The 13,925-nt window shown below is 65.5% G+C and carries 14 protein-coding genes and 1 tRNA gene; 10 read left to right on the top strand and 5 right to left on the bottom strand.

What is annotated here, in order from left to right:
- The first annotated feature begins 2 nt into the window (after nt 1-2).
- Both pyk and HDC95_RS03840 read left to right on the top strand, forming a co-directional pair.
- Entirely contained in the window at nt 3-1,451 is a 1,449-nt protein-coding gene (gene pyk / locus HDC95_RS03845) for a pyruvate kinase (RefSeq protein ID WP_259061840.1), read from the top strand.
- A gap of 523 nt (nt 1,452-1,974) precedes the next feature.
- A complete protein-coding gene (locus HDC95_RS03840) occupies nt 1,975-2,679 on the top strand; it encodes a triacylglycerol lipase (protein ID WP_259061839.1) in 705 nt (234 codons plus the stop codon).
- Between the two features lie 209 nt (nt 2,680-2,888).
- Here HDC95_RS03840 and HDC95_RS03835 read toward each other — a convergent pair whose 3' ends face one another.
- Genes HDC95_RS03835 through HDC95_RS03825 form a run of 3 tightly spaced genes read right to left on the bottom strand, consistent with a single transcriptional unit; the run spans nt 2,889 to nt 3,865 of the window.
- Nucleotides 2,889-3,323, bottom strand: a complete 435-nt coding sequence (locus HDC95_RS03835) for a response regulator transcription factor (RefSeq protein ID WP_259061838.1) — start codon at nt 3,321-3,323, stop codon at nt 2,889-2,891.
- Complete coding sequence (locus tag HDC95_RS03830; RefSeq protein ID WP_259061837.1) at nt 3,320-3,478, bottom strand: hypothetical protein; 159 nt, start codon at nt 3,476-3,478, stop codon at nt 3,320-3,322. Before HDC95_RS03830 ends, HDC95_RS03835 begins: the two co-directional genes overlap by 4 nt.
- A gap of 15 nt (nt 3,479-3,493) precedes the next feature.
- Nucleotides 3,494-3,865: a hypothetical protein gene (locus tag HDC95_RS03825; RefSeq protein ID WP_259062215.1), complete on the bottom strand. Its 372-nt coding sequence runs from the start codon at nt 3,863-3,865 to the stop codon at nt 3,494-3,496.
- A 9-nt stretch (nt 3,866-3,874) separates the two neighbouring features.
- Between HDC95_RS03825 and HDC95_RS03820 the strand changes: the two genes are divergently transcribed.
- Nucleotides 3,875-4,060, top strand: coding sequence for a hypothetical protein (locus tag HDC95_RS03820; RefSeq protein ID WP_259061836.1), 186 nt, complete (start codon nt 3,875-3,877; stop codon nt 4,058-4,060).
- 455 nt (nt 4,061-4,515) lie between these two features.
- Here the strand turns inward: HDC95_RS03820 and HDC95_RS03815 are convergent.
- Nucleotides 4,516-4,598: transfer RNA gene (locus HDC95_RS03815), tRNA-Leu, on the bottom strand.
- A gap of 101 nt (nt 4,599-4,699) precedes the next feature.
- Here HDC95_RS03815 and HDC95_RS03810 point away from each other — a divergent pair.
- Together HDC95_RS03810 and HDC95_RS03805 are read left to right on the top strand one after the other, a co-directional pair.
- Nucleotides 4,700-5,326: an ANTAR domain-containing response regulator gene (locus HDC95_RS03810; protein ID WP_033107049.1), complete on the top strand. Its 627-nt coding sequence runs from the start codon at nt 4,700-4,702 to the stop codon at nt 5,324-5,326.
- Complete coding sequence (locus HDC95_RS03805) at nt 5,323-5,865, top strand: GNAT family N-acetyltransferase (RefSeq protein ID WP_259061835.1); 543 nt, start codon at nt 5,323-5,325, stop codon at nt 5,863-5,865. The genes HDC95_RS03810 and HDC95_RS03805 overlap by 4 nt, the downstream gene beginning before the upstream one ends.
- A 10-nt stretch (nt 5,866-5,875) precedes the next feature.
- Here HDC95_RS03805 and HDC95_RS03800 read toward each other — a convergent pair whose 3' ends face one another.
- Entirely contained in the window at nt 5,876-6,262 is a 387-nt protein-coding gene (locus HDC95_RS03800) for a hotdog fold thioesterase (protein ID WP_259062214.1), read from the bottom strand.
- Nucleotides 6,263-6,376: 114 nt separating this feature from the next.
- On the opposite strand from HDC95_RS03800, the gene polA reads away from it, so the two are divergent.
- From polA to HDC95_RS03775, 5 genes are read left to right on the top strand one after another with little or no spacing between them, the layout of a single operon-like run.
- Entirely contained in the window at nt 6,377-8,983 is a 2,607-nt protein-coding gene (gene polA, locus HDC95_RS03795) for a DNA polymerase I (protein WP_259062213.1), read from the top strand.
- A gap of 49 nt (nt 8,984-9,032) precedes the next feature.
- Complete coding sequence (locus HDC95_RS03790) at nt 9,033-10,709, top strand: DUF885 domain-containing protein (protein ID WP_259061834.1); 1,677 nt, start codon at nt 9,033-9,035, stop codon at nt 10,707-10,709.
- A 6-nt stretch (nt 10,710-10,715) separates the two neighbouring features.
- A complete protein-coding gene (locus HDC95_RS03785; protein ID WP_259061833.1) occupies nt 10,716-11,741 on the top strand; it encodes an LLM class flavin-dependent oxidoreductase in 1,026 nt (341 codons plus the stop codon).
- The gene (locus tag HDC95_RS03780) at nt 11,738-13,090 is read left to right on the top strand and encodes an MFS transporter (protein ID WP_259061832.1); all 1,353 of its coding nucleotides are present in this window, start codon (nt 11,738-11,740) and stop codon (nt 13,088-13,090) included. The genes HDC95_RS03785 and HDC95_RS03780 overlap by 4 nt, the downstream gene beginning before the upstream one ends.
- 35 nt (nt 13,091-13,125) lie before the next feature.
- Nucleotides 13,126-13,881, top strand: a complete 756-nt coding sequence (locus HDC95_RS03775) for an SGNH/GDSL hydrolase family protein (RefSeq protein ID WP_259061831.1) — start codon at nt 13,126-13,128, stop codon at nt 13,879-13,881.
- Nucleotides 13,882-13,925 lie beyond the last annotated feature (44 nt).

Here is a 13,925-nt window from a genome sequence, read left to right as displayed (position 1 = left end):
TGTTGAGACGCGCGAAAATCGTCGCCACGCTGGGCCCGGCCACCTCGAGTTACGAGAACGTTCGAGCAATCATCGAAGCGGGGGTCGACGTCGCCCGACTGAACCTCAGCCACGGTGACTATTCCGTCCATGACGCCAACTACGCCAACGTCCGCCGCGCTGCGGATGACGCGGGTAAGGCCGTCGCCGTACTCGTCGACCTGCAGGGACCGAAGATCCGTCTCGGCAAGTTCGAGGACGGCCCGTACGAGCTCGCCGCCGGTGACATCTTCAAGATCACCACTGAGGACATCATCGGCAACCGCGAGATCTGCGGCACCACCTTCAAGGGGCTGCCGCAGGATGTCAAGCCAGGTGACTTCCTGCTGATCGACGACGGAAAGGTGCGCGTCGAGGTCGTCGAGACAGACGGCACCGTCGTCACCACCCGTGTGATCGTCGCCGGTGCGGTGTCGAACAACAAGGGCATCAACCTGCCGGGTGTCGCCGTCAACGTCCCCGCGCTCAGCGAGAAGGACGAAGCAGACCTCCGCTGGGGTCTGCAGATCGGCGCCGACCTCATCGCGCTGTCGTTCGTGCGCAATGCGTCCGACGTCGTGCGGGTGCACGAGATCATGGCCGAAGAGGGCGTCAAGGTGCCCGTCATCGCCAAGATCGAGAAGCCGCAGGCGGTGGATGCACTGGAAGAGATCGTCGACGCGTTCGACGGCATCATGGTCGCCAGAGGCGACCTCGGAGTCGAGCTTCCGCTCGAGGCCGTGCCGATCGTGCAGAAGCGCGCAGTCGAGCTCGCTCGACGCAACGCCAAGCCGGTCATCGTCGCCACGCAGATGCTCGAGTCGATGATCTCCAGCCCTGTGCCGACTCGTGCGGAGACATCGGACGTCGCCAACGCCGTCCTCGACGGCGCCGACGCCGTCATGCTCTCGGGCGAGACGAGCGTGGGGCAGTACCCGATCGTGGTCGTCGAGACCATGGCCCGCATCGTCGAGTCCACCGAAGAGCACGGTCTGGAGCGCATCGCACCGCTCGCAGCCAAGCCGCGTACACAGGGCGGTGCGATCACGCTCGCCGCTCTCGAGGTGGCTGACTTCGTCGAGGCGAAGTTCCTGTGCGTCTTCACCCAGTCCGGCGACTCCGCCCGCCGCCTCTCGCGTCTGCGCTCACGCATTCCGATGATCGCGTTCACACCGGAACCCAGCATCCGTCGTCGCATGGCACTGACCTGGGGCATCCGCTCCAAGCTCGTCGAGAACGTGCAGCACACCGACCTGATGTTCCTTCAGGTCGATGAGCACCTGCTGAAGAACAACCTCGCGAAGGAAGGGGACAAGGTCGTCGTGATCTCCGGCTCCCCTCCCGGAATCGTCGGTTCCACGAACGACATCCGCGTGCACAAGGTCGGGGATGCCGTGAACGGTGCCGCGCCGATCTACAAGGATGGCGTCTGACTCGAGTTCTCTGAGGAGGCGGGGCTTCGGCCCTGCCCCCTCAGTATCGGCAGCACTAGTTTCTACAGCCGATCATGCCGGGCTCGGTCAGGAGCATGTCGATTCCACCCGCCAAGGGTAGGTTTCAGTCATGGCGAGCCGCATACGCATCAGACCCCGTCCTGCGGATCACTCCGACCAGGTGTTTCGTGTCATCGCCACGGAGGGACCCGATCCGGCTCAGGACGCCACGGCATTCGTGCTGGTACATGTGGTATCTGACGCAACTTCGCCGCATGCTCGTCTACCCGATCGAAGACAGCGTGCGTGAACTGACGAAGCCGCTGCTCATCATCCGCGGCAGTAGCGACCCGGTCGCGGGGCGAACCTGGTGTCGACGGCTCCGTGATCTCGTGCCTGGCGCCTCCACGCTCGTGGAGGTACCAGGCGACCACCATGTCGTGCAGTTTGCGGCGCCTGCCGCCGTCGCATGCGCAATTCGTTCTCACACGGCACCACGAGCGCCAGAGACAATCGGCACGTGATGGGACCGCTGAGAGCCGCTGGTTGGTGGATTCTCGACTACGCGTACGCCCTGGTATGGCAGACCAGGGCGTTGTTCGACCGCACTGATCCTGCGTCTTACACAACCGGCACCCGCGATCCGGTGATCATCCTTCCGGGGATCTACGAGACCTGGAAGTTCATGCAGCCGATCGTCGAGGAGCTGCATAATCGCGGGCACCCAGTGCATGTCCTGGAGATGCTCGAGCGAAACCTGCATCCAGTTGCAGAGATGGCCGATCTGGTGACCGAGTATCTGCGCCGGAACCGTATGCGAGACGTCACGCTTGTCGCGCACAGCAAGGGGGGACTCGCCGGAAAGCTCGTGATGATCGGGACCGCCGGAGATCAAGTGCGAGGGATGGTCGCGGTGGCCACGCCATTCGGTGGCTCGAGATACGCGCGCATGATTCCGTCGCGCACGCTGCGTGCCCTCGCTCCGATGGACCCTGTGATTCTCACGCTCGGACGAGAGCTCGCGACCAACCGGAAGATCGTGTCGATATACGCGCGGTTCGATCCTCACATCCCTGAGGGGAGCGAGCTCTCCGGCGCGACCAACATCCGTGTGAACACGGGAGGGCATTTCCTAATCCTCGCGCACCCGCGGGTGATCGAGGAGCTGGGAACACTCAGCGGCAGGAGCTCTCCTGACGACCCGACGTGCATGGACGGCATGGACTAGGACATTCGCGCATCGCGCGAACGTCTTCTGAGTGGGGCGGAGCTTCGATTCTGCTCCGCCCCTTCGTCGTCAGAGCGCCGACGGGATCTGGCGCCTGCGACCGACGAGGATACGACCTCGACGATGGGCGATACGGAGAAGCACAGCGGTCGCGATCGAGCAGACGATCACGGCGACGATGCTCGCCTCGGGCCCGAAGTCCCCACCGGTCAACCAGCCGGGCCCCGAGGCCTCTCAGGGGTGTGGTCAGCGTCGTCCTGAACGCGATCGCGGAGATCAAGCTTGCTGAGGATCCGCGAGACATACGGCTTGACCGTCTCGTGACTGATGACGAGCGCGAGCGCGATCTCCGCATTGGAGAGCCCCTCGGCGATGAGCGTGCGCGTCACAGTGGGCGACAGCAGCGACTCGCCGGCGGCGACGGTACGGATCGCATCGAGAAGTTCCACTGGCCTGGCATCCTTCAAAAGGAATCCGCTGGCGCCCGCCCTCAGCGCGTCGAAGACCAGCGCGTCGAGATTGAACGTCGTGACGATCACCACTTTGGCTGGGTTGTCGATGATCGTGACGAACCCGGTGCGCACGAGATCCTGGTCGTCGCACACCACCACGCGGATCGGCGCGACGCCGCTCGGCGTGCTCATCCGTCGATCCGGGCATGCACGACGAACCCGGCGCCGACGTGACCTGCTTCGAATCGCCCGCCGACGAGCGCGATGCGCTCGCGCAGGCCGATGAGGCCGTGACCGCTGCCGCTCCCCAGTCCGGGCGCTGTGGCCGCCTCGGTTGTGACCGTCACGTCGATCTCCCTCTCCTAGTAACGGATGCGCACCAGGGTGGCGGCGCCGTACGCGTGCTTGATCGTATTCGTCAGGGCTTCTTGCACGACCCGGATGACAGCGAGTGCTGACGCGGCATCCACGGTGCGCAGCTCTCCCTCTCGAGCGAATTCGACCGGCTGGCCCCCCGCTCGCGCGCGTTCCACGAGTTCCTCGACATCGGTGATCGCCGGCATTCTCGCCGAGTCATCTCCTGGTGATGCATCCGCCGCCGCGTCCAACGCGCCGAGGAGGCCTCGAAGATCGGTGAGCGCGGCTCTTCCCGTCTCGCCGATCGTGGCGAGCGTCGTCCTCGTTCGTTCGCTCTCGTTCGCTGCGAACTGCGCGGCATCGGCCTGCACCACCATCGCGGTCACGTGATGCGTGATCACATCGTGCAGTTCCCTGGCGATGCGTCAGCGCTCCGCCAGGGCGGCAGCGAGCGCGGCTTCCGCACTCCGATGCCGTTGAGCCAGAGCACGACTGTGCAGCTAAGCGCCAACCACCCGCAACGACGCCAGCAGCAATCCGAAGACGACGTGGTCCAGCAGGGATGCCGGTGAGCCGACCCACGTCAACGCACTGCAGAGAAGCACATAGCCGCCTGCCGCGCACCCGATCGTCACTCGTCGGTGACGGGCGCACGAGCGCTCCGGCTCCGACGACGCAGACCAGCAGACCCAACGCAGCGAACGTCGTCGGATAGCCGAGCAACTGGTATGCGCCGAATGCGGAGCCGACGACGGCGAGACGGGCTGCAGGCCGGCGTTGCAGCAGCGCCACCGTCGCGCCCTGTGCGAGAAGGAGCATCCAACCCAGCGCGTCCATCGCCCGATCGGGCAGTTCGGCCAGATCGACTCCCTTACGCTCCACGCCGGGAACGAACGCCAATCCGACGAGAGCTGCCTCGACCAGTACATCCCAGCGGCGCCACAGGGGCGACAAGCGCGGATCCATACGGGGTGGCTGCTCCATCCGAGTCATCGAGGTGACGTGATGATCGCCTTCGCCACGATTGTGCCGGCGGCGGGACTCGAACCCGCACGTCCTTTCGAACAAAGCATTTTGAGTGCTCCGCGTCTACCATTCCGCCACGCCGGCGCGTGGTGCGTCTACGACTTTAGCGCAGGACGAAGACCGGTCCGGTGCGTTCGGCGGGTTCCTGCGACTGGTCGCCCTCAGGTCTCGACTAGAATGGAGTCGTGACCGAGCAAGAACAGGCAGAACCGGCTGAGCAGCCCACGGCATCCGCCCCGCGACGCGTCGTCGTCGCCGAAGACGAATCGCTGATCCGTCTCGACATCGTGGAGATCCTTCGCGACAACGGATTCGACGTCGTCGGTGAGGCCGGTGACGGTGAGACCGCAGTGGCACTGGCCACCGAACTTCGGCCGGACCTCGTCATCATGGACGTGAAGATGCCCCAGTTGGACGGCATCAGCGCTGCGGAGAAGCTGCACAAGGGCAACATCGCTCCCGTCGTGCTTCTCACGGCCTTCAGCCAGAAGGAGCTCGTTGAGCGCGCGAGCGAGGCCGGCGCCCTGGCGTACGTGGTCAAGCCGTTCACTCCGAACGACCTTCTCCCTGCGATCGAGATCGCACTCGCCCGCCACGAGCAGATCATCACGCTCGAGGCCGAGGTCGCCGACATGGTCGAGCGGTTCGAGACGCGCAAGCTCGTCGACCGCGCCAAGGGTCTGCTCAACGAGAAGATGGGCCTCAGTGAGCCCGAGGCATTCCGCTGGATTCAGAAGGCGTCGATGGATCGCCGTCTGACAATGCAGGACGTCGCCAAGGCGATCATCGAGCAGCTCGCGCCCAAGAAGTGACGTTCGACCTCGGCGACGGCATCCGTCTCCGTCTGGTCGAACCCGGCGACGCGGCTGCATACGCCGCCGCCTATGACGCCAACCGTGCGCATCTCGAGCGCTGGGATCCGGTACGCGACGAGAGCTTCTACACGGTCGAGTGGCACAACGCCCTGGTGACGCAGTTCCTGCGGGATCACTCAGACGGGCGTGCCGCCCGCTTCGTGCTCGCTCACGAAGACGGCCGGATCCTGGGCGTCGCCAACGTCAACAATGTCGTCAGAGGTGCGTTCCACAGCGCGGATCTCGGTTACTGGATCGATGCATCGTTTGCGGGCCGCGGAGTGATGAGCCGAGCCGTAGCCATCGTCATCGACTATGCCCGCGCTGAGCTGGAGCTGCACCGTCTGCAGGCCGGCACGCTTCTCGACAACACCGCATCGCAGCGGGTGCTGCTGCGCAACGGCTTCGAACAGTTCGGGATGGCGCCGAAATATCTGCGGATCGCGGGGGAGTGGCAGGACCACCTGCTGTTCCAGCGGATTCTCTCGGACAACTGAACCGGCGGACTCAGCGCTCGGGCATTTCCTTGATCATGTTCGTGATGCGGATGGTCGAGCAACGGCGGCCCTGTTCGTCCGTCACGACGATCTCGTGAACTGTCACGCTGCGCCCCAGATGGATCGGCGTGCACACACCGGTCACGACGCCGGATCTGGCGGAGCACGTATGCGTGGCGTTGATGTCGACTCCGACGGCCAGGCGCCCTGGACCGGCATGGAGGTTCGCGGCCATCGAGCCGAGCGACTCGCCGAGAACCACATACGCGCCGCCGTGCAGGAGACCGACCGGCTGGGTGTTTCCCTCCACCGGCATGGTGGCGACGCTGCGTTCGATCGTGAACTCGGTGAACTCGATGCCCATTCGTTCCGCCAGCGTGCCCATTCCGCGTTCCATGACCCACTGCAACCCGGGTGTCAGGGTCGTGTCACTCACGTGTCCTCCTCAGCGCGTGTCCGTCGTCCTAGTTAGGCTGACAGGGTGACGGACTCCGCAGCAAAGCCTACCCTCATGGTCGTCGACGGCCATTCGCTCGCCTACCGCGCGTTCTTCGCGCTTCCGGTCGAGAACTTCACCACGAAGGACCATCAGCACACCAACGCCATCTACGGCTTCCTGTCGATGCTCGTGAACCTGATCAAGGCCGAGAAGCCGACGCACATGGCGATCGCCTTCGACACGTCGCGGCACTCGTTCCGCACCGACGCCTACCCCGAGTACAAGGCGACCCGGTCCGAATCGCCGCAGGAGTTCCGCGGCCAGGTGCCGTTGCTGCAAGACGTTCTGGCCGCGATGTCTATCCCTGTAATCACGAAGGAGGGGATCGAGGCCGATGACATCCTCGCCACGCTGGCGGTGCAGGGCGCCGAGCAGGGCTACAACGTGCTCCTGGTCTCCGGTGACCGCGACACGATCCAGCTCGTGAACGACAAGGTCACGCTGCTCTACCCGTCCGTTCAGGGCGTCTCGCAGCTCAAGCGCTACGACCCCGCAACAGTGCAAGAGCGGTACGGCGTGCGCCCGGAGCAGTATCCCGACATCGCCGCGCTGGTCGGGGAGACCAGCGACAACCTGCCCGGTGTTCCCAAGGTGGGGGAGAAGACCGCGGTCAAGTGGTTGACCCAGTTCGGCAGCCTCGACGAGCTGCTCGAACGCTCGGAGGAGATCAAGGGCGTCGTCGGCGGCAACCTGCGCGAGCACACGGAAGCTGTGCGACGTAACCGTCAGCTCAATCGCCTGCTCACCGACGTCGAGCTGACCGTCGCGCCTGCCGACCTCGCCGTCGCTCCGATCGATGCACAGGCCGTGCGGGACATCTTCGCGCGTCTGGAGTTCCGCACCCTGCTTCCGCGGGTGTTCGACGCAGTCGGCGCCGGTGATGAGCCCGTTCACGATGAGCCGGCGGTCGCGCTGCCGGCCCCCGTCGAGGCTTCCGTGACCGACCTCGCGCAGTGGCTCGGAGAGCAGAGCGATGAGCTGGCAGTCACACTCGTCACGGCCGCCGGCGAGATATCCCGCATCGGCGTCGCCAGCCTGACCGAACTTCGCGAGACCGACTGGAGCGAGGCGACCGCAGACGCGCTGCGTCACTGGCTCGAGTCGTACGCTGCGAAGGTCCTCAATGACGCGAAGCCGCAGGTGAAAGCGCTGCACCGCGCAGGCATCCGGCTGGGTGGGTTGTCCTACGACACCCTTCTCGCCGGGTGGCTGCTGCGTCCGAGCTTCCCCGACAAGACCCTCGCGCACCTGGTCGATCGCTACCTCGGTGAGAAGCTGCCGGTGGCCGACCCGACTCAGCTCGTCCCGGAGACCGATGGTGCGACGCCGTCGCAGGAAGCCTGGTTCACGCTGCGCACCGCGGCCGCGCTGCGCGACGATCTGCCGGAGTCGGTGGCGAACGTGCTCACCGGCATCGAACTGCCCACGCTGCTCACGCTCGCCGATATGGAGATCTCAGGTGTGGCGGTGTCGCACGAGGTGCTCTCGACATTCTCGAGCGAGCTCGCCGCGCGTACCGAGGGCCTCGCCACCGACGCATTCGCCCTGGTCGGCCGCGAATTCAATCTCGGCTCGCCCAAGCAGCTGCAGGAGGTGCTTTTCGAAGACCTCCAGCTTCCGAAGACGCGCAAGACGAAGACCGGGTACTCGACAGATGCCGCGGTGCTCGCCGACCTGCAGGAGAGCCACCCGCATCCCTTCCTCGACCTGCTGCTGCAGCATCGCGAGGCGACCAAGCTCCGGCAGATCATCGAGTCTTTGGACACGGCGATACGTGACGATCACCGCGTGCACACGACATATGTGCAGACGGGCAGCCAGACGGGCCGGCTCTCCAGCACCGACCCCAACCTGCAGAACATCCCGGTGCGCACAGAGGAGTCCCGCCGCATCCGCAGTGCGTTCGAAGTGGGCGAGGGCTATGAGACTCTGCTGACCGCCGACTACTCGCAGATCGAGATGCGCATCATGGCGCATCTCTCGGGTGACGCTGGTCTGATCGAAGCGTTCAACAGCGGCGAGGACCTGCACAGGTTCGTCGGGTCACGTGTCTTCGGCGTCGAGCCGTCCGAGGTCACGTCCGCGATGCGGACCAAGGTCAAAGCCATGTCGTACGGTCTGGTCTACGGGCTCTCCGCCTTCGGCCTGTCGAAGCAGCTGCGTATCGAGCAGTCCGAGGCGAAGCAGCTGATGCTGGAGTACTTCGCGCGCTTCGGTGCCGTACGCGACTACCTGCGCGCGTCGGTCGTGAAGGCGAAAGAAGTCGGCTACACCGAGACGATCTTCGGTCGCCGTCGTCCTTTCCCCGACCTCAGCAGCCCCAACCGCGTGCTGCGCGAGAATGCCGAGCGTGCGGCGCTCAACGCGCCCATCCAGGGCAGCGCGGCCGACATCATGAAGGTCGCTCTGTACGAGATCCACGCAGACCTGCAGGCGGCCGAGCTGCGCTCACGGGTTCTTCTGCAGATCCACGACGAGCTCGTGGTCGAGGTGGCGCCGGGGGAGTGGGACGCGACGGAGAAGATCGTGCGTACCCGCATGGCAGATGCGGCGGATCTGTCCGTTCCGCTCGACGTCCAGGTAGGCCGAGGTCACGATTGGAACGAAGCGGCGCACTGAGCGTCTGTACGCAGTCCGTTCGCTCATCCGCGGCGCTACGCTGAAGTGCATGACGACTACCCCCCGCACGCCCTCGGCGATCGACAAGGTCGCAGAAGAATGGGTCGACACCATGGTGGACCTCGTGCCCACCGTCGGCACGTATATCGGACGCAACGACGCCAACGATCGCTACGCCGATCTGAGCCCTGATGGTCAGGAACAGTACGCGGCCGAGGTGCGCAAGACGCTCAGCACGCTCGAGACCCTCTCTCCGGTCGATGCGGTCGATGAGGTCACCAAGGCGGATCTCAGCAGTGAGCTGAATCTCGAGCTCGAGTTCCATGAGGCGCAGTGGCACCTCCGCGATCTCAACGTGATCGAGTCCGCCGCGCAGGACATCCGTCAGGTGTACGACCTCATGCCGACCTCTACGGCCGATGACTGGTCGGTCATCGTGAAGCGTCTGTCGGCAGTGCCGAGTGCGCTTCGCGGTTACACCGCGACGTTGGGTGAGGGCATCGCCAGGGGCATCGTCCCCGCGCGGCGCCAGGTCGTCGAGGTCGCAGACCAGATCGTGCGGTACACGGCAGACGACGGCTTCTTCGCCGCGTTCGTCGCCGGTGCGACGCCGGACGAGGGCGAGCTCCCGGCATCCCTCGCACGCGAACTCGCCGACAGCGCGTCGGCGGCGCGCGTCGCCTATGACGATTTGAAGACCTTCCTCACCGGCACCCTCGCGCCGGCCGCGAGCGATGTGGATGCTGTGGGTCGCGAGCTCTACGCACTCAACTCCCGCCGATTCCTCGGTGCCGAGATCGATCTCGACGAGACGTACGAGTGGGGCCGCGAAGAGCTCGCCCGCATGGTGTCCGAGCAGACGGCGATCGCGACCGAGATCCTGCCGGGCTCCACCGTCGAGGAGGCGGTGGCGCATCTGGAGTCCGATCCGTCGCGCAAACTGCACGGCACCGAGGCTCTGCAGCGCTGGATGCAGGAGACCAGCGATCGTGCGGTCGCCGAACTCGGCGCAACGCACTTCGACATTCCGGAGCAGATCCGCACGCTCGAGTGCATGATCGCCCCCACGCAGGAAGGCGGCATCTACTACACCGGCCCGACGGATGACTTCTCACGGCCTGGACGCATGTGGTGGTCGGTGCCGGAGGGCGTCAGCGAGTTCGACACCTGGCGTGAGCTCACGACCGTCTACCACGAAGGCATTCCCGGTCACCATCTGCAGATCGGGCAGGCGGTGTACAACCGCGCCGAGTTGAACTCGTGGCGCCGACTCCTGGCGGGCACGTCCGGACATGCCGAGGGCTGGGCGCTCTACGCCGAACGACTCATGCAGCAACTCGGCTACCTTGACGATCCAGCCGACCGGCTGGGCATGCTCGACGGACAGCGCATGCGCGCGGCCCGCGTCGTGCTCGACATCGGTGTCCACCTGGGCAAGCCGCGACTGGACGGCACCGGCGTCTGGGACGCCGATTACGCGCTCGAGTTCATGCGCCGCAACGTGAACATGTCGGATGAGTTCGTGCGGTTCGAAGTCAACCGTTACCTCGGCTGGCCAGGCCAGGCACCGTCGTACAAGGTGGGCCAGCGCATCTGGGAGCAGGTGCGAGACGCGTACCAGGCGCAGCAGGGCGATGCGTTCGACATCAAGCAGTTCCACAAGCGTGCTCTGGATCTCGGCGGGGTCGGGCTCGACACGCTTCGCACGGCTCTCGTGAGCAGGTAGCGGCACATGGCACTCGAGTTCGGCCTGGACACGTTCGGCGACATCACTCTCGACGCTGACGGGCGGCTCCTCACTGCGGCGCAGACGATACGCAACATCGTCGACCAGGCCGAACTCGCCGACCGCGTCGGCGTCGATTTCTTCGGGGTGGGCGAGCACCACCGCGAAGAGTTCGCCGTCTCGGCCCCCGAGATGGTCCTGGCCGCCATCGCATCGCGCACCGAGCGGATCAGATTGGGCACGGCGGTCACCGTGCTGTCCTCTGACGACCCGGTGCGGGTGTACGAACGATTCGCGACGTTGGACGCGCTGTCCGGAGGTCGCGCAGAAGTCGTGCTCGGCCGCGGCTCGTTCACCGAGTCGTTTCCGCTCTTCGGATTCAACTTGCGTGATTACGAGGCGCTGTTCGAGGAGAAGCTCGAACTCTTCGTCGAGTTGGCCAAGGAGAAGCCTGTCACCTGGTCGGGCACCATGCGCCCGGCCCTCGTCGACGCCGATGTGTTCCCGAAGACCGAGAACGGCCTTCGCACCTGGGTGGGCGTCGGGGGGAGCCCTGAATCGGTCGTGCGTGTCGCGCGGCATGGTGTCGGACTGATGCTTGCGATCATCGGCGGCCCTGCTGCTCTGTTCACGCCATTCGTCGAGCTGTACCGACGCTCGATCGCTGCCTTCGGCACGCCGGAGCATCCGATCGCCGTGCACTCGCCGGGACATATCGCCGACAACGACGAGGAAGCCTGGAATGCTGCGTACTCAGGGTTCGAGGCCATGAACAACACGATCGGCAAGGAGCGAGGCTGGCCGACGTACAGCCGCGCGCGGTTCCAGAACGACGTGGGTCCGGCGGGCGCGATCTACTCCGGTTCTCCCGAACGCGTCGCCGCGAAGATCGCAGACACCATCCGCACCCTGGGAATCGGCAGGTTCGATCTCAAATACTCCACCGGCACCCTCGGGCATGAGCAGATGATGCGCAGCATCGAGCTGTATGGCACCGAGGTGGTCCCTCGTGTCAGAGACCTGCTGAAATGAGCAATCCCGGCATCCCGAGCCGCGCGTCGTTGGGCGAGCGTCTCGATGGCCTCCCGTTCACGCGCCGGCACTTCAAGGTGCTCTCGGGCTCCGGCGTCGGCTGGGCCCTGGATGCGATGGATGTCGGACTCATCTCGTTCGTCATCGCGGCGCTCGCACAGCAGTGGGATCTGTCCAAGACGGAGACGGGGTGGATCGCCTCGGTCGGGTTCATCGGCATGGCGATCGGCGCGACGCTCGGCGGCCTGCTGGCAGATCGCCTCGGCCGACGGCAGGTCTTCGCCATCACACTGCTGATCTACGGGGTCGCCACTGGGGCCAGCGCCCTCGTCGGCGGATTGGCGATGCTGCTCGTGCTGCGGTTCTTCGTCGGCCTCGGGCTCGGTGCGGAGCTACCGGTCGCGTCGACCTACGTCAGCGAGTTCGCTCCGCGCCGTATCCGCGGTCGCCTCATCGTCATCCTGGAGGCATTCTGGGCGGTCGGATGGACGGCTGCAGCGCTCATCGGCTACTTCGTCATCCCGGCATCCGAGTCTGGCTGGCGCTGGGCGTTCGCCCTGGGTGCTGTGCCGGCGGTGTACGCCATCGTCGTGCGCTGGGGGCTCCCTGAGTCGCCACGTTGGCTCGCCTCCCGTGGAAAGATCGCCGAGGCAGATCGGATCGTATCGACATTCGAGGCCGACGCGGGGATCACCGGCGGCCCGCTCATCCACAAGGCTCCAGCGGCTCGGGTCATCGCAGACGACGCGGCAACACGACTCGGTACCCTCTGGTATCCCGAGTTCCGCGTGCGGACCCTGTGCATCTGGGTGATCTGGTTCTGCGTGAACTTCGCCTACTACGGCGCATTCATCTGGATTCCCAGCATCCTCGTCGATGCAGGGTACGACCTCGTGCGATCCTTCGGCTTCACACTGCTCATCACGCTTGCGCAGTTGCCGGGGTATGCCGTGGCAGCCTGGTTGATCGAGGTGTGGGGTCGCAGAACGACGCTGTCGGTCTTCCTCGCCGGCTCCGCCGTATCCGCCGTTCTTTTCGGAACCGCGACCGGCGTCGGTTCGATCATCGCGACGGGGATGGCGCTGTCGTTCTTCAACCTCGGGGCATGGGGCGCACTGTACGCCGTGACACCCGAGATCTATCCCACGTCGCTGCGCGGCACCGGAGCAGGGTGGGCGGCCGGTGTCGGCCGGATCGCCTCGATCGTCGCGCCTCTGGTCGTGCCCGTACTGCTGGCCGCCGGGGGAGCACCGCTGCTCTTCGCGATCTTCGCGGGTTTCTTCGTCGTCGCGGCGATCGTGACATGGGGGCTGGTGGATCGACGAGGTCAGGCGCTCGACGATCGATGAGCCGCCATGTCCGCGCGCGGGCATAGGCTGGTTCGGTGAGTGATGTGAGGTTCGTGGCAATCGGCGACTCGTTCACCGAGGGCGTCGGCGACGATTTGCCTGATGGCCGGGTCCGCGGGTGGGCGGACATCGCCGCACAGGGATGGGCGGATGCTGCCGGCCACACGATCCATTATGCGAACCTGGCGATCCGCGGCAAGCTGGCCTGGGCGATCGTCGAGGAGCAGCTCGAACCCGCACTCGCGCTCAACCCCACGCATCTTTCCTTCAACGGCGGCGGCAACGACATGCTACGGCCTCGGACCGACCTCGAGCACATCGCAGACGCGTTCTCCCGCGTTCTGCGCCGATGCGATGAGCAGGGTGTCACGCTCATTCTGCTGTCCGGCGCGAATCCTGCCGGACAGCTGCCGATGGGATCCATGATCCAACGACGAGGCGATGAGCTCTCGGCTGCGGTGCTGCGCCGGATAGCGAACCGTCCTGACGTCGTACGGGCTCTGAACTGGCCCGATCGCGAGCTGGCACGCAGCCCCTACTGGTCAGAGGACCGACTGCACATGAATGCGGCAGGTCACCATCGCGTGGCTGCCAGGGTGCTCGACGCGCTCGGCTACGAACCGCCGGCGGAGTGGTGGGCGCCGAGTGCGAAGAGCGTCGGGGGAGCGGTCGGGCTCGCCTACTACCGGGAGCATGTCGGCCCGTGGGTCAGGCGACGGCTGACGCGGACCTCCTCGGGCGATGGCCGTGCCGCCAAGCATCCCTCATGGGTCGAACGAGCTCCCCATTGAGGTCGCTGTGCTGTCGCAAGGAATCACGATCAACCTGCAGCTGC

The organism is Microbacterium sp. AK031 (genome assembly GCF_024807145.1).
In the GTDB taxonomy this organism is placed as follows: Bacteria; Actinomycetota; Actinomycetes; order Actinomycetales; family Microbacteriaceae; genus Microbacterium.
Note: the sequence above shows the minus strand (reverse complement) of the source record. Positions and strands in the feature narration are given on the sequence as shown.